Raw genomic sequence first — 22778 nt, forward strand, 5'->3', positions numbered from 1 at the left:
TCAGGTGAACGCCCCCGGCCCGCGCCGTCCGAGGACGCGCCCACACGCACGATGCCCGGTCCACCCGCGAGGGTGGGCCGGGCATCGTCGTCCGTGCGGCGGTGTCAGCTGCCGGTCGGCGCGGGCGTGACGGTGGAGTAGTAGTCGGTGGCAGCGAGCACGGGGACCTTGACCACGGTCGTGCCGCCTGTGCTCGACGTGACGGTCACGGGCACGAGGCCGCCCGGCTTGGTCTTGACGCCGCTCAGCTGCAGGCCCTTGGTGGAGAGGTTGACCTGCTCGCGCGGACCCAGCTGGACCTCGGAGCCGGTGGGCGCGGCCGTCGCGTTCGGATCGGCCTGGGCGGCGATCTGCACCGTCATGTCCTGGTCGCCGAGGTTGACGGCCGACCCGGAGACGACGACGGTGCCGGTGCCGTCACCGATGAGCGCCAGGTCCCGGAGTGCGAGCTGGCCGACGTCGGCCGGCACACCGTCGGCCGGGAGGTAGGCGACGTCCGTCTGGACGGGCGAGTTGACCTGGCATCCGGTGGTGGCGAGGGCGAGGGCCACGCCGGCGAGCACCGTCGTCACCCGGCGGGTGGACGGGCGACGTGCGGGGGCCGGGGCGAGGAATCGACGCTTCACGGGCGACAGCCTACCGGCGCGCCGCCGGGCCGGCCCGTGCACCCGCCGCAACGGTCCGGACGTGAGCGCTGCCGGGGATCTGGGGGACTTCCGTGGGGCTCGTGTCGGAGCGCTCTCGGTGTCCGGCGGGACGGAGGTCGGCCGCGACGGTCGCTCCCACGTGCCCTCCGACGCCCGTCCGACGGACCCAGCGATGCATGCCGACCGGCGTTCTGTCAAGACGTCAACCGCCGTTCACCGACCGGCAATCAAGGCTCTGACCTGCGACGATGCCAGTTCCTGAGATCGCCATGTGCCTCGGTTCGTGATAATCTGGAGGTCGCGAAAGGGGAAAACAGCAGATGGTTTTCAAGGTCGGCGAGACGGTCGTGTACCCCCACCACGGGGCTGCACTGATCGAAGAGATCAACACACGAACGATCAAGGGAGAGGACAAGCTCTACCTGAAGCTCAAGGTCGCTCAGGGTGACCTGACGATCGAAGTCCCCGCCGAGAACTGCGACCTCGTGGGTGTCCGCGACGTCGTCGGCCAGGAGGGTCTGGACCGGGTGTTCGAGGTCCTGCGCACGCCGCACACCGAGGAGCCGACCAACTGGTCGCGTCGCTACAAGGCGAACCTCGAGAAGCTCGCGTCGGGCGATGTCATCAAGGTCGCCGAGGTCGTGCGCGACCTGTGGCGTCGCGACCAGGACCGCGGTCTGTCGGCCGGTGAGAAGCGGATGCTCGCCAAGGCCCGCCAGATCCTCGTCTCCGAGCTCGCGCTCGCGGAGAAGACCGACGAGGAGAAGGCCGAGACCATCCTCGACGAGGTCCTCGCCTCCTGATTCGAGCGAGATCCTGATCAACGAGACCGGAGCCGGTCGCGTCGGCGTCATCGTCGTCGCGGCCGGCTCCGGTTCGCGTCTGGGGGCCGCGGTCCCCAAGGCGTTCGTGCCCCTCGCCGGGGTGCCCCTGCTGGGGCACGCCCTGCGGGGGGTTCTCTCGTGCGCCGCGGTGTCCGAGGTCGTCGTCGTCGCGCCCCCCGCTCACCGGGGTGACGCCGAGACCCTCGCCGACGAGGTATGCCGTGAGCTCGGGTCCACGACGCGGGTCACCGTGGTGCCCGGCGGGGCCGAGCGGGGCGACTCCGTCGCGGCGGGCCTGGGCGTGCTCGGTGACGACGTCGAGGTCGTGCTGGTCCACGACGCCGCCCGGTGCCTGACGCCGGTCGCCGTCTTCGACCGGGTCGTGGCTGCCGTCGCGGCGGGTGCGGTCGCGGTCGTGCCCGGCACCGCCGTCGTCGACACCGTCAAGCAGGTCGACGCGGACGGCCTCGTCGTCGCGACCCCCGAACGCGCGTCGCTGCGCGCGGTGCAGACGCCTCAGGGTTTCCGGCGCGAGGTGCTCGAGCGGGCCCACGCGGTCTCCAGCGACGCCACTGACGACGCCGGTCTCGTCGAGCGCCTCGGCGAGCGCGTGCTCGTCGTCGAGGGAGACCCTCGGGCGCTCAAGGTGACGACGCCCGCGGACCTCGAGTCCGCCGCCCGCCTGCTCACCACCGGGCCGCCTCCACCCGGGTGAGGTGGACGCGCGGCTGGGAGTGACCGCCGCACACCTCCAGCCGGTGCGCGGCCTATCCTCGGCAGCGTGACCGATGTGACGACCCAGCAGACCGCCCAGCCCCAGCCCCGCCCCCTCGCGCTCGTCACCGGTGGCGGCACCGGCATCGGTGCGGCCACCGCGAGGCGCCTCTCGCGCGACGGGTTCGACGTCGTCGTCGCCGGTCGCCGCCGGGAGAAGCTCGACGAGGTGGTCGCCGGCATCGGGGCCGAGGGCGGCACGGCGCGATCGGTCGTCTTGGACGTCACCGACGCGGAGTCGGTCGCGGCCGGGGTCGGCTCGCTCGACCGGTGCGACGTCGTCGTCAACAACGCCGGCGGCGCCCTGGGGGTCAACCGCGTCGAGGACGGCGACCCCGCGGAGTGGGAGCGGATGTACGCGACGAACGTCATCGGCACCATGCGGGTCGTCCAGGTGGTGCTGCCGCTGCTCCGTCGGTCGGCGCGGGCCACCATCGTCGACATCAGCTCGATCGCGGGCGAGCGCGTCTACGAGGGAGGCGCCGGTTACGTCGCTGCCAAGCACGGCACGTCCGTCGTCTCCGAGACCCTGCGCCTCGAGCTCAACGGCGAGAACATCCGCGTCGTCGACATCCGCCCCGGCATGGTGCGCACCGAGGAGTTCTCCCTGACGCGCCTGCACGGCGACCAGGCGGCCCCGCACAAGATCCACCGCGGCCCCATCGACTGGAAGGACGCCCGGTGACGACGCTCCCGCGGGTCGGTGTGGGCGTCGACGTCCACGCCTACGCCCCGGAGGAGTCGGGCCGTGAGCTGTGGGTGGCGGGCCTGCAGTGGCCGGGGGAGCGCGGCCTCGACGGCCACTCCGACGCCGACGTCGCGGCCCACGCGGCGTGCGACGCGATCTTCTCCGCCGCCGGCATCGGTGACCTCGGCGCACACTTCGGCACGTCCCGTCCCGAGCTCGCCGGAGCCTCCGGAGCCACTCTCCTGGCCGAGGCGGCACGCCTCGTGCGTGAGGCCGGCTACGAGATCGGCAACATCGCGGTCCAGGTCGTCGGAAACGCGCCCAAGGTCGGCACCCGCCGGGCCGAGGCCGAGGCAGCCCTCTCCGAGGCGGCCGGCGCGCCGGTCTCGGTCAGTGGCACGACGACCGACGGGCTCGGCCTCACCGGTCGCGGCGAGGGAGTCGCTGCCATCGCCACCGCCCTCGTCGCGCCGACCGCCTGAGGACGGCCGCCCGGTCCGGTGGGCTGGGTCCGGCCGGGTGACCCGGGTTCGGTCCGGCGACATGTCGTGGGACCAGACCGGCATCGGCGCACCGAGCGCTCGTTGCGCGCGGAGGCCCGGGGCGTTTGGGTAGGTCATGGAAGGCCCCTCGGGTCGCACATCCGCACGATCGACAGGAGCAGTCATGCCGCAGACCGTCAAGGGCGTCATCAGCCGTAGCAAGGGAGCCGACGTCGAGGTCGTCGACGTCGTCGTGCCCGACCCCGGCCCCGGCGAGGCGGTCGTCACGATCAAGACGTGCGGCGTGTGCCACACCGACCTGCACTACCGCGAGGGCGGCATCAACGACGACTACCCCTTCCTGCTGGGGCACGAGGCGGCCGGCTACGTCGAGGCCGTCGGTGAGGGCGTCACCGACGTGGCCCCCGGCGACTTCGTCATCCTCAACTGGCGCGCCGTGTGTGGACAGTGCCGCGCCTGCGCTAAGGGCAAGCCGTGGTACTGCTTCAACACCCACAACGCCACGCAGAGGATGACGCTGACCGACGGCACCGAACTGACGCCCGCGCTCGGCATCGGTGCCTTCATCGAGAAGACGCTCGTCGCCGCCGGCCAGTGCACCAAGGTGCCCGAGGCCGACGCCGCCGCGGTCGGACTGCTCGGGTGCGGCGTCATGGCCGGCTTCGGAGCCGCCGTCAACACCGGTGGCGTGACGCGTGGTGACTCGGTGGCCGTCATCGGCTGCGGCGGTGTCGGCAACGCCGCCATCGCCGGCGCCAAGGTGGCCGGCGCGACGACGATCATCGCCGTGGACGTCAACGACGCGAAGCTCGAGCAGGCCAAGCACTTCGGAGCGACCCACACGGTCAACAGCACGCAGGGCGACGCCGTCGAGGCCATCCGCGGCCTGACCGGTGGCAACGGCGCCGACGTCGTCGTCGAGGCGGTCGGCCGTCCGGAGACCTACGAGCAGGCCTTCTACGCCCGCGACCTCGCCGGCACCGTCGTCCTCGTCGGCGTGCCGACCCCGGACCAGCAGGTGACCCTGCCGATGATCGACATCTTCGGCCGCGGTGGCTCGCTCAAGTCCAGCTGGTACGGCGACTGCCTGCCGAGCCGGGACTTCCCGATGCTCGTCGACCTCTACAAGCAGGGTCGCTTCGACCTCGCCGCGTTCGTCACCGAGCGCATCGGCCTCGGCGACATCGAGGCGGCCTTCGACAAGATGCACGCCGGCGAGGTCCTGCGATCGGTCGTGGAGCTGTGAGCGACGACGCGGCGGCCGACCAGGTCAAGCCCTCGCAGGGCGGGGTCCGCATCGACCACACGACGACTGCGGGCACCTTCAGCCTCGACGGCGGCACGTGGGAGGTCGAGAACAACGTCTGGGTGGTCGGCGACGACACCCAGTGCGTCGTCATCGACGCCCCGCACGAGGCCGGTCCCATCCTCGAGCTCGTCGGTGACCGCCGGCTGACCCACGTCCTGCTGACCCACGCGCACGACGACCACGTCACCGTCGTGCCCGACCTGCTCGCGGCCCACCCCGGGGCGAGGGTCGCGCTCCACCCCGACGACCGCGTGCTGTGGGACCGGACGCATCCCGACCTCGCACCGACCCAGGACCTCGCGGACGGCGACGTCGTGCAGGTCGGCGACGTCGAGCTCTTCGTGCTGCACACGCCGGGCCACGCACCCGGGGCGTGCTGCTTCCACGCCCGAGACCTGGGCGTCGTCTTCACCGGCGACACGCTCTTCCAGGGCGGCCCGGGTGCGACGGGCCGGTCGTACTCCGACTTCCCGACCATCGTGAACTCGATCCGCGACCGGCTCCTCGCCCTGCCGCCCGAGACGGTCGTGCTCACCGGGCACGGCCGCGCCACGACGATCGGCGACGAGAAGCCCGACGTCGAGGAGTGGATCCGCCGCGGTCACTGACCGCTGACGCGCGCGGTCCGGGCCACCCGGCATACGCACGACGGCGTATGCCGGGTGGCCCGGGCGAGCGACGCAGCCACCTCGCTCGTGCGTGGTCGGGTGCGCGGCGGCACGCCGATAGACTTCGGCGGGTGACGCTACGACTGTTCGACACCGCGACCCGGGAGCTGCGCGACTTCACGCCGCGCGAGGCGGGCAAGGTCGGCATGTACATCTGTGGTCTCACGACGCAGGGCGCGCCGCACATCGGCCACATCCGTTTCGCCGTCGCGTTCGACGTGCTGCGCCGCTGGCTCGAGACGGGCCACGGCTACGACGTCACGCTCGTGCGCAACGTCACCGACATCGACGACAAGGTGCTGCGCAAGGCCGCCGAGGCCGGCGAGCCGTGGTTCGCCCTCACGTACCGCAACGAGCGCCTCACCTCGCAGGCCCTCGACGCGCTCGGTGTCGTCCCGGCGACCTACGAGCCGCGGGCCACCGGCCACGTGCCCGACATGGTCACCCTCATGGAGACGCTCGTCGAGAAGGGCCACGCGTACGCCGCTCCCGACGGCAGCGGCGACGTCTACTTCGACGTGCGCTCGTGGCCGGACTACGGCTCCCTGACGGGGCAGTCGCTCGACGACATGGCGAACGCCGACGACGCCGACCCGCGCGGCAAGCGCGACCCGCGCGACTTCGCCCTGTGGAAGGGCCGCAAGGCCGACGAGCCCGAGAGCGCCTCGTGGCCCACGCCCTTCGGCCCCGGCCGCCCGGGCTGGCACCTCGAGTGCTCGGCGATGGCCCGGCGCTGGCTCGGCGACGAGTTCGACATCCACGGCGGCGGCATCGACCTGCGCTTCCCACACCACGAGAACGAGCAGGCGCAGTCGCGCGCGGCCGGTCTCGGCTTCGCCCGCTACTGGCTCCACAACGCGTGGGTCACCGTCAAGGGCCAGAAGATGGGCAAGTCGCTCGGCAACGCCCTCGAGGTGCGTCACCTGCTCGAGGAGACCCGGCCGCTCGTGCTGCGCTACTACCTCACCGCGGCGCACTACCGGTCGATGATCGAGTACCACGCCGGCTCCCTCGACGAGGCCGCCGGCGCGGTCGAGCGCATCGAGGGCTTCCTCGAGCGCGCGTCCCGTCGCGGTGCGATCGAGCCCGTCGCCGCCGCAGACCTGCCCGCCGCGTTCGTCGCGTCGATGGACGACGACCTCGGCGTCAGCGGCGCGCTCGCCGTCGTGCACGACACGGTGCGCGCCGGCAACAGCGCCCTCGACGAGGACGACGACGAGGCGGCCCTGTCGGCGGCCGCAGCCGTCGTCGCCATGACCGAGGTGCTCGGCGTGAATCCTCTTGCCGCACACTGGGGCTCGGGCAGCAGCCGGGAGGACGCGGCCGCCGAGCTCGCCCTCGAGGCGCTCGTCCGGGCCCAGCTCGACGCTCGCCAGGTCGCCCGTCAGGAGCGCGACTTCGAGCGCGCCGACGAGATCCGCGACACGCTGACCGCCGTCGGCATCGAGATCACCGACACCCCGTCCGGGGCCCAGTGGTCGCTCGCCCGCCAGGCGCGCAGCGACGCCGACCAGGCTGCGGACCCCACCGACACCACCCACACCACCAGCGCGGCCCGCGGGGCCGAGAAGGCACAGGGCTGACATGCCAGGCAACTCCCAGAGGCGCGGCGCCATCCGCAAGGGCGGCAAGGGCGCGACCGTCGGTTCCGGCGGCCAGCGTCGCCGTGGGCTCGAGGGCAAGGGACCGACCCCCAAGGCCGCCGACCGCGAGTACCACCCCGCCCACAAGCGGGCCAACGCCGCCGCCAAGCGTTCCGGCTCCGGGGCTCCCGGACCGGGAGGCCGTGGCCAGACGCGTTCCAAGAGCCGCAGCAAGGCCTCGAGCGAGATGGTCTACGGCCGCAACTCGGTCGTCGAGGCGCTGCGCGCCGACGTGCCCGTGGCCACGATGTACGTCGCGACCCGGATCGACACCGACGACCGCGTGCGCGAGGCCCTCAAGCTCGCCACCGAGCGCGGCCTCGCCATCCTCGAGACCCCGCGTGGCGAGCTCGACCGGCTGACCGACGGCGGCGTGCACCAGGGCCTGGCCCTGCAGGTGCCGCCCTACGACTACGCGCACCCCAACGACCTCATCGACCCCGAGATGCCCGGCATCCCGCTCGTCGTGGCGCTCGACGGCATCACCGACCCGCGCAACCTCGGCGCCATCGTGCGCTCCGTCGCGGCCTTCGGCGGCCACGGGGTCGTCGTGCCGGAGCGTCGCTCGGTCGGCATGACGGCGTCGGCGTGGAAGACCTCCGCCGGCGCGGCCGCCCGCATCCCGGTGGCCCGCGCGAGCAACCTGACCCGGACGCTCGAGGAGTTCAAGAAGGCCGGCTTCTTCATCCTCGGCCTCGACATGGACGGCGACGTCGAGCTGCCCGACCTGGCCCTGGCGACCGAGCCGCTCGTCATCGTCACCGGCTCGGAGGGCAAGGGCCTCTCGCGCCTCGTCCGCGAGACGTGCGACCAGATCGTCTCGATCCCGATGAGCTCGGCCGTCGAGTCGCTCAACGCCGGTCTCGCCACCGGCGTCACCCTCTACGAGATCGCCCGTCAGCGCCGTCGCTGACCGGTGGGCGCAGGTCGCCCTCGGTCGTCGCCGGAGTCTCCCGAGGCCCTTCCCGAGAGGTGGCTCAGGAGCGGCTGTGAGTTCGGGAACTTCGAGCGGCCCTGCCACGCTGGTCAGAGGGTGCTCGATTAGAGTGCTGTCGAATCGACTACGCCCCGTAGTACCCGGCGGGACGTGACGCTTGCACGCTGCTGACGAGCAGCCGGACCGAAGGACGATACCCGTGGCGAAGAGCACCCGCGCCGAGACCGCCGCCCGAGCGGCGCAGCTACGGGCCGAGGCCGCCCGCAAGGACCGCCAGCGCAAGCAGGTCATCGCGGCGTCGGTGGCCGTCGTCGTCGTCGTCATCGCCGTCGTCCTCGGTGTCGTCATCTCCAACCAGCCCAAGGACGCGCCGGCCGCGTCGGCGGGCGGCAAGGGCGCCGCAGCGCTCGCCACCCTCGAGAAGCTGCCGGCCTCGCTTCTCGACAAGGCCCCGGCGCCGTCACCGGCCCAGGCCCCGGCCAAGCTGCAGGGTGGCACGGCCCTGACGCAGGACGGCAAGCCGAAGGTGCTCTACATCGGCGCCGAGTACTGCCCGTTCTGCGCCATGGAGCGCTGGGCGCTCATCGGGGCGCTCTCGCGCTTCGGCACCTTCACCGGCATCACCGAGACGACGAGCTCGAGCACCGACGTGCACCCCGACACCCCGACCTTCTCGTTCAAGGACGCGACGTTCACGAGCGACGTCCTCGCCTTCCAGGCCATCGAGACCCAGGACCGCGACGGCAAGCCGCTCCAGACCCTCGACGGCGCGAACCTCGCGCTCTTCCAGAAGTTCAACCCCGGCGGCGGCATCCCGTGGATCACCTACGGCGGCACGACGGCCACGAGCGGTGCGACCGTCGACACCAACGCGTTCGAGGGCAAGACCTACGACCAGATCATCGCCGGCATCCAGGACCCCACCTCCGACATCGGCAAGACGGTCACCCCGGCCATCAACATGATCACCGCACAGATCTGCGACCAGACCAAGGGGCAGCCGGCCAACGTCTGCACGAGCCAGGGCGTGCAGTCCGCGTCCGTGCTGCTCAAGCGGTGACCCGCCGTGAGCTCGCTGCGTGACGACGTGACCACCGGTCGCACCGCACCGGTCGTGGGTCGGGAGCGCCCGGCCTGGCTGGCGACCGTGTCGCTGGGGCTGTCCGTCGTCGGTTTGCTCGTCTCCGCCTACCTGACGTTCGAGCACTTCACGTCCAACGCGACCCTCGCCTGCAGCATCGGTGGCCTCGTCGACTGCGCCAAGGTCACCACGAGTGCGTGGAGCACCTTCATGGGGGTGCCGGTGGCGCTGCTCGGACTCGTCTTCTTCGTCGTCACGCTCGCGCTCTGCCTGCCGACGGCGTGGCGCCGTCCCGAGCGGTGGCTCGACCTGGCCCGGATCGGCTGGCTCACGGTCGGCCTCGGCATGGTGCTCTACCTCGTGTGGGCCGAGCTCTACCGGATCCACTCGATCTGCCTGTGGTGCACGGCTGTCCACGTCGTGACGTTCCTGCTGTGGATCGTCGTCCTCTTCGGCCAGATCCTCTCGGGGCCGGCCGAGGCGTCCGACGTCCCGGGTGGGGGTATGCCGTCGCGCTGAGCTGCGACGTCGGGTGCCGACCACGCCGGGCGGGGACGTGTCCGGGCGACGGGGCGGACGGCATACGTCATCAGTCGAAGCGACTGATGACCGGCATCTCCTCGGTGTCGACGCCGAGCACGGCCTTCTCCTCAGGCTTGGCCGGCAGGACCGTCTGCACGTAGTCGCGCAGGGCGTCCTCGATCGGGGTGTCGTGACCGGCTCGCTCGCTCATGTACCAGCGGTGCTCGAGCACCTCGTGGAAGATCTCCGCCGGCTCGAGGCGACCGGTCAGCTCGCGCGGCACGGCCCGGGTCACCGGCTCGTAGATCTTGGCGAGCCAGTCGTGCGCGACGATCTCCTCGTCGTCACCCTGACGGTCGGTCGCGGCGGCGTACGCGTCGAGGTCGTTGAGCAGGCGGCGCGCCTGGTTCTCGCCGACGTCGAGGCCGGTGAGGCGCAGCAGTCGGCGCGAGTGGTGCCCGGCGTCGACGACCTTGGGGGTGATGACGATCTCGGTGCCGCCGATGTCGGTCGTGATCGACAGCTCGTCGACGTCGAAGCCGAGCTCGTTGAGCCGGCGAATGCGCTCGTCGACCCGCCACCGGTCACCGGCCTCGAAGCGCTCCGTGCCGGTCAGCGCGTGCCACAGCGTGTGGTAGCGCTCGATGATCGAGGCGGACACCTCGAAGGGGTCCGCGTGCTCCTCGAGGAAGCCCCCGGCCGCGAGGTCCATCAGCTCGCCCGCGATGTTGACCCGCGCGATGTCGAGGTCGTGCTCGCGCTGCCCGTCGGACAGGCGCGAGTGCAGCTCGCCGGTCTCGGCGTCGACGAGGTAGGCGGCGAAGGCACCCGCGTCGCGGCGGAAGAGCGTGTTGGACAGCGACACGTCGCCCCACCAGAACCCCTCGAGGTGCAGGCGCACGAGCAGGACCGCGAGGGCGTCCATGAGGCGCACCGCCGTGTCGGGCCGGAGGTTCTGGCTGTAGAGGGCTCGGTAGGGGAGCGAGAACTGCAGGTGGCGCGTGATGAGGCACGCGTCGAGCGGCTCGCCGTCGGCAGTGGTGCGACCGTGGACGACGCCGAACGGCTCGACGCACGGCACGTCGAGTCGACGCAGGCTGCGCAGCATGGCGTACTCGCGGTCGGCGATGTCGTCCTTGATCTCCTTGACCGCCAGCACCCGCGGGCCGAGCTTGACGAAGCGCACGACGTGGCGCGAGATGCCCCGCGGCAGCGCGGCGAGGTGGCTCTCGGGCCACTCCTCGAGCGGGGTCGACCAGGGCAGGTCGAGCAGGGCGGACTCGGGCCTGGCGGTGGTGATCTCGAGCGTCACGCGCTCATCGTGGCACGCTCGCGCGACAGGCGTCGATCAGCCCACAGCGCGAGGGCCCCCAGGGCCAGGAAGAGCACGGCGATCACGGCGCAGTTGACGAGGGTTCGGCCCAGGCCGATCTGGTCGACGTTGATGAACGGGTAGGGGTACCAGCCGACGAACGGGCCGAGCGCGAGCGTCGCGGCGAGCCACAGCACCGGCCAGATGAGCGAGGGCAGCAGGTCCTGCCGCGTGACCCGGTGGCGGGGCCCGAAGGCGACCCAGCCGACGAACGCCAGCGCCGGCACCACGACGTGGAGCAGGCGGTCGCAGACGAGGCTCCCCGTCGTGTAGTTCGGCGACGGCGGGAGCGCGACGGCCGCCACGATCCCGGTGACCGTGATGCCGATGAGCGACGCGAGCCGGACGACCCGGAACAGCTGGGTCCCCGTGCGGTCGCGGACGATGAGCCACATCGACACGGCCACGAGGAAGTTGGACTGGATCGTGAAGTAGGAGAAGTAGCGCCGTGTCTGCTCGAGCCGGCCGGCCGCGGCGGTCGAGTCGAGGATGTTGTCACCCGACAGGATGAGGGCCAGCTGCAGCACGAGGGCGACCACGGCCACGACGAGCGTCACGGTGTGCCACGTGCGTCCGATCCGCGATGTCGTCACACGCGCGAGCCTAGAGCCTGGGGCGTCGCGCGCGCCCGAACCTGTCCAGCGTTGCGCCACGGCGGTGGCACGTCGGATCCCACCCGAACGACGCTGGGCCGGCACCCACGAGGGGTGCCGGCCCAGCGGCATGCACACGCTGTCCGCGCCGGAGGCGCGTCGGGTCAGTCGCCGACGCGCAGGCCCGACTCCGAGTTGAAGACGTGCACGTGGCCGGCCTTGGGCTTGAGGTAGATCTTCTCGCCCTTCTCCGGGGGGCGACGACCGTCGACGCGGGCGATGAACGGCACGGCGCCGGCGTTCTCGCCCGTGGCCTCGAGGAGCTTCTGCTCCGTCGAGCCGTAGATGTAGGCGTCGGCGCCGAGCTCCTCGACGACGTCGACCGTGACGGGGATGCCCGACTGGTCGGAGCTCAGCTCGAGGTCCTCGGGACGGACACCCAGCGTCACGTCCTTGCCGACACCGGAGAGGTCCTCGCGCGAGATCGGCACGGTGTGGCCGTGGAGGTCCACGCCGCCGTCGGTGACGGCCACGTTCATGAGGTTCATGGCGGGGGAGCCGATGAAGCCGGCGACGAAGACGTTGGCCGGGTGGTCGTACATGCGGCGCGGGCTGTCGCACTGCTGGAGGATGCCGTCCTTGAGCACCGCGACGCGGTCACCCATCGTCATGGCCTCGACCTGGTCGTGCGTGACGTAGACCGTCGTGACGCCGAGGCGGCGCTGGAGCGAGGCGATCTGCGTACGCGTCTGGACGCGGAGCTTCGCGTCGAGGTTGGACAGCGGCTCGTCCATGAGGAAGACCTGGGGCGAGCGCACGATCGCACGACCCATGGCCACGCGCTGGCGCTGACCACCCGAGAGGGCCTTCGGCTTGCGGTCGAGGTAGGGCGTCAGGTCGAGGATCTTGGCGGCCTCCTCGACGCGCTTGCGGATCTCGGCCTTGTCGACGCCGGCGATCTTGAGCGCGAAGCCCATGTTGTCGGCGACCGTCATGTGCGGGTAGAGCGCGTAGTTCTGGAACACCATCGCGACGTCGCGGTCCTTGGGGGACAGGTTCGTCACGTCGCGGTCACCGATGAGGATGCGGCCGCCGTTGACCTCCTCGAGGCCGGCGAGCATGCGCAGGGAGGTGGACTTGCCACATCCGGAGGGACCGACGAGGACGAGGAACTCCCCGTCCGCGATCTCGATGTTGAGCTTGTCGACGGAGGGGACCGGGTTGCCCGGGTACTGCCTCGTCGCGTTGTCGAACGTCACTGTTGCCATGGCTTCATTGCCTTCCTTCACCGGCAGGAACGTGCCGGACGATCCGTTGTAAAGGTGCCTGCCCGGCTGAGCAGGCCTCGCCATCATGTCCCATGCGTCGCGGGTTGACCACCCCCGGACCACCCCCGGACCACCCCCGGTGCGCCGTCGATGCTCTCTCGGCGCTCCTTCGATGCTCCCTCGGCGCTCCCTCGGTGCGCCGGACCGGTGTCGGGTGGGCGTCGACAGCGGGTCCGGAGCCGTGCCCGGGGTCGCCGATCGACGTCGCGACGCGGCCGTGTCCAGAACGTTGCAAAAACTTGCTGCAAGCAAGTGGCCGCCGTCTGCAACTTCTTGCTAGATTCCGGGGCACCGGTGGCGGCGTGTGCCACCTGGCTTCAAAGGAGAATCCATGCACAAGCGTGCGCTCGGCGCTGCTGCTGTCACGGGTGTTGCCGCCCTGGCCCTCAGCGCCTGCGGTGGGTCCAGCCCCACCACCCCGTCCAACACCGGTGCCGCCGGCACGAGCAAGGCCACGACCTCCGGCACCCCCGAGACGCCGAGTGGCACCGCCGCTCCCGTCCGTGACGCCAACGTCGACCTCGTCATCTGGACCGACGCCGACCGTTCCAAGGCCGTGCAGAAGTACGCCGACCAGTTCGCCGCCGAGAACGGCGTGACGGTCAAGGTCCAGATCTCGACCGACACCCGCGCCCAGTTCAAGGACGCGACCAAGGTCGGCAAGGGCCCGGACGTCATCGTCGGTGCCCACGACTGGCTCGGCGAGCTCGTCCAGAACTCGACGGTCGCCCCGGTCAACCTCAGCCCCGACGTCGCGGCGAAGTTCCTGCCGAGCGCCATCGCTGCCACGAAGTTCAACGGCCAGTCCTACGGTGTGCCCTACGCCATCGAGAACATCGGCCTCATGTACAACAAGGACCTCGTCCCGAACCCGCCCAAGACCATGGACGAGCTCGTCGCCACCGGCGAGAAGCTCGTCAAGGAGGGCAAGGCCAAGCAGGTCCTGAGCCAGTTCGTCTCCAAGGTCGGCAACGCGTACTTCGCCTACCCGTACCTGTCGGCCTTCCCCGAGGGTGGCATCTTCGCCACGAAGTCCAACGGCGACTACGACCCCAACAAGCTGATCGTCAACAGCGCCGGCTCCGTCAAGGGTGGCGAGGAGCTCGCCAAGCTCGGTGCGGCCAAGGTCCTCTCGACCAACGTCGACGACACGAACCAGGACGCGCTCTTCGACACGAAGGCCGCCCCGTTCATGATCTCCGGCCCGTGGAGCGTCGCCAAGGCCAAGGACGCCGGTATCAACTATGGCATCGCCCCGCTGCCCAGCCTCACGGGCGGCGGCGCCATGCAGCCGTTCCTCGGTGTCCAGATGTTCTACGTCTCGAGCAAGGCCAAGAACGCCGCCCTCGCGCAGGAGTTCGTCACGAACTACATCCCGCGCAAGGACGTCCAGCTGGCCCTCTTCGAGGTCGGCAAGCGTCCGCCGGCCCTCAAGGAGGCCTACGACCAGGTTGCCGCCACGGACCCCGACGTCAAGGCGTGGTACGAGGCCGGTCTCGGTGGCAAGCCGATGCCGAACATCCCCGCGATGAACTCGGTCTGGGGCCCCTTCGGCCAGGCGACCGCTGACATCATCGCCGGCAAGGCTGGTGCGAAGGAGCGTCTCGACGCTGCGGCCAAGGAGATCGCGGCCAACATCGCCAAGGGCTGAGCTCCCTCGGTCCGAGAGGGTTCCGGGTCCCGCCGTCATGGCGGGCCCGGAACCCCCCGGCCCGGGATCGGGCCACCGGGGAGCTCCTGAGGGGCTCCCCTTCGTGCATCTACGGCAACGGCGCCGGTCCGGCGCAAAAGGACGTGTCACATGACCAAGCCCCTCGCGCTCGCGATCAAGTGGGTTCTCATCGTCGCGACGATGGCCGGCATCCTGTGGATCGCCACCAAGCTCGCCCAGGCAGGCAACACGATGGCCGTCGTCATCGCCGGACTCGTGGGGATGGGCATCCTCGCGGTCTACGCGACCCGCCGGTCCGTTCCCCTGAAGTACCTCGTCCCGGGTCTGCTCTTCATGACCCTCTTCCAGCTCTGGCCGGTGCTCTACACCGCGAGCCTCTCGACGACCAACTACGGCGACGGACACCTCTACAGCAAGGAGGAGTCGGTCACCGACATCATCGCCCAGTCGGTGCGTGAGGTCGCCGACACCCCGCGCTACAAGATGTCGATCGCGACGAAGGAGGGCGGCGACCCCGCCACCGCCGACCTCGTCCTGCTCCTGACCAAGCCCGACGGGTCGATGTACGTCGGCGACAAGGCCGGCCTGCAGCCGCTGCCCGCCACCGGCGTCGAGAAGACCTCGATCGGCAAGATCACCAAGGCTCCCGGCTACACCGTCCTCAACGCTCGCCAGGCCAACGCCCGCAGCAAGGACCTCTCGGCCATCGCCATCCCGACGAGCGACGGCGGCGGCATCAAGCCGGTCGGCCTCTCGGAGGCCTTCGAGGGACGCGCGACGGTGACCTACGACGCCAAGGCCGACAAGCTCACCGACGCTTCGACGCAGCCACCGACGGTCTACGCGCCCAAGGACGCCCGCTGGGTCAACGTGGCCGACCCCACCATGAGCTTTCCCCAGGGCTGGAAGGAGAGCGTCGGGTTCGCCAACTACACGCGGATCTTCACCGACGACACGATCCGCAGCGGCTTCCTCGGCATCTTCATCTGGAACGTCGTCTTCGCCATCGTCTCGGTGCTGTCGACGTTCCTGCTCGGGATGCTCATCGCGCTGCTCTTCAACGACCCGAGACTGCGTGGCAAGGCGATCTACCGATCCCTGCTCATCCTTCCCTACGCCCTGCCCGGCTTCGTGACGGCGCTGGTGTGGAAGGGCATGTTCAACCAGGACTACGGCATCATCAACCAGACCCTGGGACTCGGGATCGACTGGCTCGGCACGCCGTTCGGGGCCAAGGCCGCGATCCTCATCACGAACCTGTGGCTCGGCTTCCCCTACATGTTCATCGTCTGCACCGGTGCCCTGCAGTCGATCCCGCAGGACGTGCGTGAGGCGGCGACCATCGACGGCGCCAACGCCTTCCGGACGCTGCGTTCGATCATCATGCCGCTGCTGCTCGTCGCCGTCGGCCCGCTGCTGCTCGCGTCGTTCGCCTTCAACTTCAACAACTTCGGGCTCATCTACCTGCTCACCAAGGGCGGCCCGTTCAACGGCGCCGACACGAGCATCGGCTCGAGCGACCTGCTCATCACGTATGCGTTCCGGCTGGCCTTCTCGGGCAGCGCGCCGAACTACGGTTTCGCAGCCGCGGTCTCCGTCATCATCTTCCTGCTCGTGGCGCTGATGAGCATCCCGGGCTTCCGTCGCACCAAGGCTCTCGAGGAGGTCAACTGATGTCGACCGTCAACGCTCCTGTCCCTGCTGACCCGCGGATGGACGCCCGCGTCTCCGAGGAGACCGGTGTCACCCGGCCGCCGTCCCCGAAGCGTCGCGGCGCGGGCGGCTCCGTATGGTGGCGGCACGCGCTGGGGATCATCGCCCTGATGTGGGCGCTCTTCCCGATCCTCTTCATCTACTCGGCCGCGACCAACCCGAGCGGCACGCTCAACACGGCGAGCCTGTGGCCGTCGGGCTTCTCGACGAAGAACTTCACCGACCTGTTCAACGACAGCTCGCGCCCGTTCTGGACCTGGTACAAGAACTCGATGATCATCTCGTTCGTCGGGGCGCTCGGGGCGGTCTTCATCGGCGCGTGCGCGGCGTTCGCCTTCTCGCGCCTGCGGTTCAAGGGTCGTCGCGGCGGGATGATGTTCCTGCTGCTCACGACGTTCTTCCCGGCGCTCCTCGCCATCGTCGCGACGTACATCATCTTCGCCGGCATCGGTGACGTGCTCCCGGCCTTCGGCCTCAACACCGTGACCGGCCTCATCCTGGCCTACCTCGGTGGAGCGCTCGGTGCCAACGTGTGGCTGCTCAAGGGCTACTTCGACACGGTGCCACGTGAGCTCGACGAGGCCGCGATCGTCGACGGGGCCAGCCATGCACGCATCTTCTTCACGATGACGCTGCGGCTCGTCATGCCGATCCTCGTCACGGTCTTCATGCTCGTCTTCGTGGGCCTCTACGGCGAGTTCATGCTGGCCAGCGTCTTCCTCACCGACGTCGACAACCAGACGCTCGGTGTCGGGCTCTACGGCATGACGCTCGGCAACGACGCCAACACCCTGTTCGGTCGGTTCACGGCCGGCGCGCTCCTGGGCTCGATCCCCGTCATGCTCCTCTACCTGGCCTTCCAGCGGCAGCTCGTCGGTGGCCTGACCACGGGATCCGTGAAGTGACCGCTGCCCCGACCCGCCAGCAGACGTGGCTGAGCCAGCCGCACCACGACGGGTCGGGGCGGTACGTCTCCAACCAGACGCCCCGCCTCGGCGACAGCGTCGACGTGCTCGTCCGGGTCCCGATCGAGGCCGACGTCAGGGCTGTGCACGTGCGCACCGCCCCGGACGGTGAGGCGACCTTCACCGTCGCGCGCAAGGTCCGCACGACGGCGGCCGACGACTGGTGGCGTGCCACCCTGACCTGCCACAACCCGGTCACGAACTACCGCTTCCTGCTGACCGGTGGTCCCACGAAGTACCTGTGGCTCAACGGAACCGGGATCCACGAGCGCGACGTGCCCGACTCGAGCGACTTCCGGCTCGTGGCGCACGCCGCCCCGCCGCCCGCGTGGGCCCTCGGCTCCGTCGTCTACCAGATCTTCCCCGACCGCTTCGCGCGCTCGAAGGCCGCCGACCGGCACGAGACCCCCGAGTGGGCGATCCCGGCCGCCTGGACCGACCCGGTCGACCTCAGCCCGACGGGCGTCGCCCACCAGCTCTACGGCGGTGACCTCGACGGCATCACCGAGCACCTCGACCACCTCGAGTCGCTCGGCGTCGACGTCGTCTACATGACGCCGTTCTTCCCGGCCCGCTCGAACCACCGCTACGACGCGTCGTCCTTCGAGCAGATCGACCCGCTCCTCGGCGGAGCCCAGGCGCTGCGGCGCCTGACCCGGGCGGCGCACGAGCGCGGCATGAAGGTCATGGGCGACTTCACGACGAACCACACCGGCGACGCCCACGAGTGGTTCCTCAAGGCGGCCGGCCCGGGCGGCAGGAACACCCCGGAGCGGGACTACTACATCTGGGAGGACGGCACCTACGTCGCGTGGCTCGGCGTGCCCTCCCTGCCGAAGCTCAACCACCTCAACGAGGCCCTGCGCCACCGCATCTTCGAGCACCCGCAGGGGGTCGTGCGCAAGTGGCTCGGTCGCTCAGGCGGCCTCGACGGGTGGCGCGTCGACGTGGCCAACATGACCGGTCGCTGGCGGGCCACCGACGTCAACCACGACGTGGCCCGGCAGATGCGCGACGTCATGGGCCGGGTCGCGCCGGACGCACTGCTCGTCGGGGAGCACTTCCACGACTACACCCCCGACATGCCCGGTGACGGGTGGCACGGTGTCATGAACTACGCCGGCTTCTGCAAGCCGGCGTGGACGTGGCTGCGCCAGGAGCCCAAGGACCCCCGCTTCCTCGCGGCGCCGGTGCCGCTGCCGCTCCTCGACGCCGGCGCGGTCGTCGACACGATGCGCGACTTCACCTCGCGGATCGCCTGGCAGTCGCTCGTCCACTCGTTCAACCTCGTCGGGTCGCACGACGTCCCGCGCATCCGCACCCTCGTCGGCCCCGGGTCGGTCGAGGCGGCCGCCGGCCTGCTCTTCACCTTCCCGTCGATGCCGATGATGACCTACGGCGACGAGATCGGCATGGAGGGGACCTTCGGCGAGGACGGGCGACGCCCGATGCCGTGGGACGAGGACGACTGGGACGCGGACACGCTCGCGGTCTACCGCGGACTCATCGACGCGCGCCGTCGGTCGGTCGCCCTGCGCCGGGGAGGTATGCGGTGGGTGCACGCCGAGGGCGACGCCATGGTCTACCTCCGCGAGACGCTCGACGAGGTGGCACTGGTCCACATCGCCCGCGCGGCCCACGAGCCGGTCGTCCTCGCGCCGCGGCACCTGGCCGGCATCGAGTCCGGCTCGCCGCTCTACGGACCCGCGATCAAGGTCGGCAAGCGGGCTGTCACACTGAGCGCCTCGGGGCCTTCTGTCCGCATCTGGACGTGGCGCCCCACCGACGACGGTCCGCGCCACGTGCGACGAAGGGGGAGGTGACGAGTGAAGGCACGACTGCGCGACATCGCCGACCAGGCGAGCGTCTCCGAGGCCACGGTCTCGAGAGTGCTCAACGGCAAGCCGGGGGTCGCCGAGTCGACCCGGCAGGCGGTGCTGACGGCGCTCGACGTCTTGGGCTACGACCGCCCGAGTCGCCTGCGCCGCAAGAGCGCCGGACTCGTCGGGCTTATCGTCCCGGAGCTGACCAACCCGATCTTCCCGGCCTTCGCGCAGATCATCGAGAACTCGCTCGCCCAGAACGGCTACACGCCGGTGCTCTGCACGCAGGTGGCCGGGGGAGTGCACGAGGACGACTACGTCCAGATGCTCCTCGAACGGGGCGTCGCGGGGATCATCTTCATCTCCGGCCTGCACGCCGACACCACGACCGACCCCGACCGCTACATCGCGCTCCGTGACCGCAACCTGCCGCTCGTCCTCGTCAACGGCTTCATCGAGGGTGTCGACGCGCCGTTCATCAGCAACGACGACGTCGCCTCGATGGGGCTCGCGCTCGAGCACCTCGTCAGCCTGGGGCACCGCGAGATCGGGCTCGCCGTCGGTCCGGACCGCTACGTGCCGGTCATCCGCAAGATCGCCGGCTTCCGGCACTCCATGCAGGAGCTGACCGGGCGGCCCGACGTCGACGACCTCATCGAGCGCTCGCTCTTCTCCGTCGAGGGCGGCGCGACGGCGGCCGGGCGTCTGCTCGACCGCGGTGCCACGGCGGTCGTCTGCGGCTCGGACCTCATGGCGCTCGGCGCCATCCGCGAGGCGCGCAAGCGGGGCCTCAGCGTGCCGCGAGACTTCTCCGTCGTCGGCTACGACGACTCGACCCTCATCGCCTTCACTGACCCGCCGTTGACGACGGTCCGCCAGAGCGTCAACGCCATGAGCGCGGCGACGGTGCGGGCCCTGCTCGACGAGATCGCCGGGCAGCCTTCTCCCCGTGCGGAGTACGTCTTCCGTCCCGAGCTCGTGGTGCGTGGTTCGACGGGCGCGGTCCGACGCCACTGAGCCCGCGCGCCCGCCCGGCCCGACCGCATACGCCAGCCTGCGCACCCGCGACCCCGACAGCTCCGCCGGGGCGGAGAAGGGGAGGCGTTTCGTGGCGAAGCGGCCGCGACAACTCCGCCGGGGCGGAGAAGCGGAGGCGGGTCGGGGCGAAGCGGCCGCGACAGCTCCGCCGGGGCGGAGAAGGGGAGGCGTTTCGGGGCGAAGCGGCCGCGAGAACTCCGCCGGGGCGGAGGAGGGGGAGGCCGGCGTATGCCGGGTGGCGCCGTCCGCCCGTTCAGCTCGCTGCGTGGGCGGTCGAGCAGAGCTGCTGCAAGCGCGTGAGCAGGGCCGCGGCGGCGGGCTCGTCGTCGACGCGATAGCGGGCCGCGGTCGAGCCGGTGCCGACCTTGACCGTGAGGTCCTCGGGACGGCGCATGCGGGTGAAGGCGTCCTCGTCGGTCACGTCGTCGCCGAGGTAGACGCGCGCGACGGCGTCGACGTGGCGGCCGAGGGCCGTGACGGCAGATCCCTTGTCCGCGTGCGAGACCGACAGCTCGAGCACCGACTTGCCCTTGAGCACCTTGACGCCGGGGTGGTCGAGGGCAACGCGTCGGGCGTCGGCGATCGCGGCGTCGCCGACCTCCCGCGGCAGACCGCGCACGTGGACGACGACGGCGGCCGACTTGAGCTCGATGTGGGCGTCGGGGTGGCTCTCCTTGACGAGGGCCTCGATGTCGGAGCGCAGCTCGGCGAGGGTGGCCTCGTCGTCCGGGGTGACGGCGGCGGCCTCCATGGCCTCGCGTACGGCTGCGCTCGAGGACTCGGCGCCGTGGCTGCCGATGAGGACGATGGGCTCGTCCTCGCCGATCTCGGTCAGCGTGCGCAGGGTCGTGAGGTCACGTCCCGAGACGACGGCGACATGGACCCCCGGCAGGCCCGCGAGGGAGCGCAGCGTGTCGATGGCGCCAGGCACAGGTGTCGCGTTCATCGGGTCGGCGTCGAACGGTGCGAGGACCCCGTCGTAGTCAGTCGCGACGAGGAGCGTCGGGGCCGACGCGACGCGCTCGAGCGCCTCGTCGGTGGGGGCGAGCGTCGCGCTCACGACGGTGACCCCTTCGCGCCGGCGGCCGAGTGCTCGCTCGGGGAGGGCATGAGCGGCGTCTCGACCTCGTGGGGCGTCGGCGGGTTGCGGGGTTCGGCCTGCGGGAGGTCCGGCGCCGCGGCGAGGGCCGCGAGGTAGCGGGCCGCCCACCGCTGCACGTCGTGGTCGGAGACGCGGCGACGCAGCGCCTTCATGATGCGCTGCTTGTCCTTGGCCGGAGTGTTGATGGCGCGCAGGATCGTCTGCTTGAGGCCCTCGATGTCGTGCGGGTTGCAGGCGAAGGCCTGGTGCAGCTCGTGCCAGGCGCCGGTGAACTCCGAGAGCACGAGGGCCCCGCCGAGGTCGTGGCGGCACGTGACGTACTCCTTGGCGACGAGGTTCATGCCGTCGCGCAGCGGGGTCACGAGCATGACGTCGGCGGCCTGGAAGAGGGCCGCCATCTCCTCGCGGGGGTAGGAGTGGTGCAGGTAGTGCACGGCCGGGGCGCCGATCTTGCCGAGCTCGCCGTTGATCCGTCCGACGGTCTGCTCGATCTCGCCCCGCAGGATGCGGTAGGCGTCCACACGCTCCCGGCTCGGCGTGGCCACCTGCACGAGGGTGACCTCGGGGGGCCCGATGCGCCGCTCGGAGAGCAGCTCCTCGTAGGCCTTGAGCCGGTGCCTGATGCCCTTGGTGTAGTCGAGGCGGTCGACGCCGAGCATGAGGACCTCGGGGTCTCCGAGGCTGGCACGGATCTCGCGCGCCCGGGCCATGACGTCGGGCCGCTTCGCGAGCGCCTCGAGGCCGTTGAAGTCCACGGAGATCGGGATCGCTGCGGCGCGCACCTGACGGCGGGAGCCCTCGACCGTGACGCGGTCGCGCTTGGTCTGCGCGCCGAGAAGCTGCCGGCACGCGCGGACGAAGTTGCGCGCGTCGGCCTGGCGCTGGAAGCCGAGGAAGTCGGCCCCGAGCAGGCCGTCGAGCAGCTGGGCCCGCCACGGCAGCTGCGCGAAGAGCTCGACGGGCGGGAACGGGATGTGGTTGAACCAGCCGATGCGCACGTCGGGCCGCAGCTTGCGCAGCAGCGTCGGGACGAGCTGCAGCTGGTAGTCCTGCACCCAGACGGTGGCGCCCTCGGCCGCGACCTCGGCGACGGCCTCGGCGAAGCGCTGGTTGACGGTCTGGTAGCTCGACCACCACTCGCGGTGGAAGGTCGCCGGGACGATGACGTCGTGGTAGATCGGCCAGAGCGTGTCGTTGGAGAAGCCCTCGTAGTAGTCGCGCACCTCCTCGGTCGACAGCGGGACCGGGTGCAGGTGGATGCCGTCCTCGTCGAAGGGCTCAGGCGCCTCGCCGGCGTCCCCGGCCCAACCGACCCAGGCGCCGGGTTGGGACCGCATGACCGACTCCATGGCGGTGACGAGGCCTCCGGGGCTGCGTCGCCACTCGACCTCCCCGTCGTCGGCGATCACCTTGTCCACGGGGAGGCGGTTCGCGGCGATGACGAGGTCGTAGGTCGGCCGAGGGGTCGGCACGCGATCAACTCCTGCTGCTCGAGGGGTGGGCACGGCCCACGACGTACCCGACCTGAGGGCGTGTGACGCTGCGAGGCGCGATCGGTCTCACTCTAACGAGCGAA

General features: G+C 70.8%; 21 protein-coding genes. 15 read left to right on the forward strand and 6 right to left on the reverse strand.

What is annotated here, in order from left to right; all coding sequences use genetic code 11:
- Window positions 1–104: 104 nt before the first annotated feature.
- Entirely contained in the window at window positions 105–626 is a 522-nt protein-coding gene (locus TAE01_RS08520) for a hypothetical protein (protein WP_147065420.1), read from the reverse strand.
- A gap of 341 nt (window positions 627–967) precedes the next feature.
- Between TAE01_RS08520 and TAE01_RS08525 the strand changes: the two genes are divergently transcribed.
- The 10 genes from TAE01_RS08525 (at window position 968) to TAE01_RS08570 (ending at window position 9593) form a co-directional block, all read left to right on the forward strand.
- Window positions 968–1450 (forward strand): CarD family transcriptional regulator, encoded by a 483-nt coding sequence (locus tag TAE01_RS08525; RefSeq protein ID WP_030199704.1) that lies wholly within the window; start codon window positions 968–970, stop codon window positions 1448–1450.
- Between the two features lie 49 nt (window positions 1451–1499).
- Complete coding sequence (gene ispD / locus TAE01_RS08530) at window positions 1500–2186, forward strand: 2-C-methyl-D-erythritol 4-phosphate cytidylyltransferase (RefSeq protein ID WP_307723834.1); 687 nt, start codon at window positions 1500–1502, stop codon at window positions 2184–2186.
- A gap of 66 nt (window positions 2187–2252) precedes the next feature.
- Window positions 2253–2930 carry an SDR family oxidoreductase gene (locus tag TAE01_RS08535; protein WP_246111227.1) on the forward strand — a complete coding sequence of 226 codons (678 nt, stop codon included), beginning with the start codon at window positions 2253–2255 and terminating at the stop codon, window positions 2928–2930.
- The gene (gene ispF, locus TAE01_RS08540) at window positions 2927–3415 is read left to right on the forward strand and encodes a 2-C-methyl-D-erythritol 2,4-cyclodiphosphate synthase (protein ID WP_147065422.1); all 489 of its coding nucleotides are present in this window, start codon (window positions 2927–2929) and stop codon (window positions 3413–3415) included. Before TAE01_RS08535 ends, ispF begins: the two co-directional genes overlap by 4 nt.
- Before the next feature lie 184 nt (window positions 3416–3599).
- On the forward strand, window positions 3600–4682 hold the full coding sequence (locus TAE01_RS08545) for an S-(hydroxymethyl)mycothiol dehydrogenase (RefSeq protein ID WP_147065424.1): 1083 nt from the start codon (window positions 3600–3602) through the stop codon (window positions 4680–4682).
- Window positions 4679–5353, forward strand: a complete 675-nt coding sequence (locus tag TAE01_RS08550; RefSeq protein ID WP_147065426.1) for an MBL fold metallo-hydrolase — start codon at window positions 4679–4681, stop codon at window positions 5351–5353. Before TAE01_RS08545 ends, TAE01_RS08550 begins: the two co-directional genes overlap by 4 nt.
- A gap of 131 nt (window positions 5354–5484) precedes the next feature.
- The gene (gene cysS, locus TAE01_RS08555; protein ID WP_147065428.1) at window positions 5485–6996 is read left to right on the forward strand and encodes a cysteine--tRNA ligase; all 1512 of its coding nucleotides are present in this window, start codon (window positions 5485–5487) and stop codon (window positions 6994–6996) included.
- Between the two features lies 1 nt (window position 6997).
- Window positions 6998–7969, forward strand: coding sequence for a 23S rRNA (guanosine(2251)-2'-O)-methyltransferase RlmB (rlmB, locus tag TAE01_RS08560; RefSeq protein ID WP_147065430.1), 972 nt, complete (start codon window positions 6998–7000; stop codon window positions 7967–7969).
- Between the two features lie 223 nt (window positions 7970–8192).
- Entirely contained in the window at window positions 8193–9053 is an 861-nt protein-coding gene (locus TAE01_RS08565) for a DUF929 family protein (protein WP_186815112.1), read from the forward strand.
- Window positions 9054–9059: 6 nt separating this feature from the next.
- Window positions 9060–9593 carry a vitamin K epoxide reductase family protein gene (locus tag TAE01_RS08570; RefSeq protein WP_147065434.1) on the forward strand — a complete coding sequence of 178 codons (534 nt, stop codon included), beginning with the start codon at window positions 9060–9062 and terminating at the stop codon, window positions 9591–9593.
- Window positions 9594–9663: 70 nt separating this feature from the next.
- Here TAE01_RS08570 and TAE01_RS08575 read toward each other — a convergent pair whose 3' ends face one another.
- From TAE01_RS08575 to TAE01_RS08585, 3 genes are all read right to left on the reverse strand, one after another.
- Window positions 9664–10908: a DUF4032 domain-containing protein gene (locus tag TAE01_RS08575; protein WP_147065436.1), complete on the reverse strand. Its 1245-nt coding sequence runs from the start codon at window positions 10906–10908 to the stop codon at window positions 9664–9666.
- The gene (locus TAE01_RS08580; protein ID WP_147065437.1) at window positions 10905–11561 is read right to left on the reverse strand and encodes a Pr6Pr family membrane protein; all 657 of its coding nucleotides are present in this window, start codon (window positions 11559–11561) and stop codon (window positions 10905–10907) included. The genes TAE01_RS08575 and TAE01_RS08580 overlap by 4 nt, the downstream gene beginning before the upstream one ends.
- A 164-nt stretch (window positions 11562–11725) precedes the next feature.
- A complete protein-coding gene (locus tag TAE01_RS08585) occupies window positions 11726–12829 on the reverse strand; it encodes an ABC transporter ATP-binding protein (RefSeq protein ID WP_147065439.1) in 1104 nt (367 codons plus the stop codon).
- Window positions 12830–13220: 391 nt separating this feature from the next.
- Here TAE01_RS08585 and TAE01_RS08590 point away from each other — a divergent pair, with 391 nt between their 5' ends.
- From TAE01_RS08590 to TAE01_RS08610, 5 genes are all read left to right on the forward strand, one after another.
- The gene (locus TAE01_RS08590) at window positions 13221–14540 is read left to right on the forward strand and encodes a sugar ABC transporter substrate-binding protein (RefSeq protein WP_147065441.1); all 1320 of its coding nucleotides are present in this window, start codon (window positions 13221–13223) and stop codon (window positions 14538–14540) included.
- A gap of 150 nt (window positions 14541–14690) precedes the next feature.
- Entirely contained in the window at window positions 14691–16235 is a 1545-nt protein-coding gene (locus tag TAE01_RS08595) for an ABC transporter permease subunit (RefSeq protein WP_147065442.1), read from the forward strand.
- Window positions 16235–17179: a sugar ABC transporter permease gene (locus TAE01_RS08600; RefSeq protein WP_147065444.1), complete on the forward strand. Its 945-nt coding sequence runs from the start codon at window positions 16235–16237 to the stop codon at window positions 17177–17179. Before TAE01_RS08595 ends, TAE01_RS08600 begins: the two co-directional genes overlap by 1 nt.
- The gene (locus tag TAE01_RS08605; RefSeq protein ID WP_147065446.1) at window positions 17176–19062 is read left to right on the forward strand and encodes a glycoside hydrolase family 13 protein; all 1887 of its coding nucleotides are present in this window, start codon (window positions 17176–17178) and stop codon (window positions 19060–19062) included. Before TAE01_RS08600 ends, TAE01_RS08605 begins: the two co-directional genes overlap by 4 nt.
- 3 nt (window positions 19063–19065) lie before the next feature.
- Window positions 19066–20079 (forward strand): LacI family DNA-binding transcriptional regulator, encoded by a 1014-nt coding sequence (locus TAE01_RS08610; protein WP_147065448.1) that lies wholly within the window; start codon window positions 19066–19068, stop codon window positions 20077–20079.
- A gap of 274 nt (window positions 20080–20353) precedes the next feature.
- Here TAE01_RS08610 and otsB read toward each other — a convergent pair whose 3' ends face one another.
- On the reverse strand, window positions 20354–21160 hold the full coding sequence (otsB, locus tag TAE01_RS08615) for a trehalose-phosphatase (RefSeq protein ID WP_147065450.1): 807 nt from the start codon (window positions 21158–21160) through the stop codon (window positions 20354–20356).
- Window positions 21157–22674, reverse strand: coding sequence for an alpha,alpha-trehalose-phosphate synthase (UDP-forming) (locus TAE01_RS08620; protein ID WP_147065452.1), 1518 nt, complete (start codon window positions 22672–22674; stop codon window positions 21157–21159). Before TAE01_RS08620 ends, otsB begins: the two co-directional genes overlap by 4 nt.
- Window positions 22675–22778: the final 104 nt, after the last annotated feature.

Origin of the sequence: Terrabacter aerolatus (assembly GCF_007991735.1) — a bacterium.
GTDB classification, from domain to species: domain Bacteria; phylum Actinomycetota; class Actinomycetes; order Actinomycetales; family Dermatophilaceae; genus Terrabacter; species Terrabacter aerolatus.

What these genes read in the sequence shown, in the direction of transcription:
- TAE01_RS08585 (WP_147065439.1), bottom strand. Translation starts at nt 12,829, where the DNA reads ATGGCAACAGTGACGTTCGACAACGCGACGAGGCAGTACCCGGGCAAC.
- TAE01_RS08595 (WP_147065442.1), top strand. Translation starts at nt 14,691, where the DNA reads ATGACCAAGCCCCTCGCGCTCGCGATCAAGTGGGTTCTCATCGTCGCG.
- TAE01_RS08525 (WP_030199704.1), top strand. Translation starts at nt 968, where the DNA reads ATGGTTTTCAAGGTCGGCGAGACGGTCGTGTACCCCCACCACGGGGCT.
- TAE01_RS08600 (WP_147065444.1), top strand. Translation starts at nt 16,235, where the DNA reads ATGTCGACCGTCAACGCTCCTGTCCCTGCTGACCCGCGGATGGACGCC.
- TAE01_RS08545 (WP_147065424.1), top strand. Translation starts at nt 3,600, where the DNA reads ATGCCGCAGACCGTCAAGGGCGTCATCAGCCGTAGCAAGGGAGCCGAC.
- rlmB (WP_147065430.1), top strand. Translation starts at nt 6,998, where the DNA reads ATGCCAGGCAACTCCCAGAGGCGCGGCGCCATCCGCAAGGGCGGCAAG.
- TAE01_RS08590 (WP_147065441.1), top strand. Translation starts at nt 13,221, where the DNA reads ATGCACAAGCGTGCGCTCGGCGCTGCTGCTGTCACGGGTGTTGCCGCC.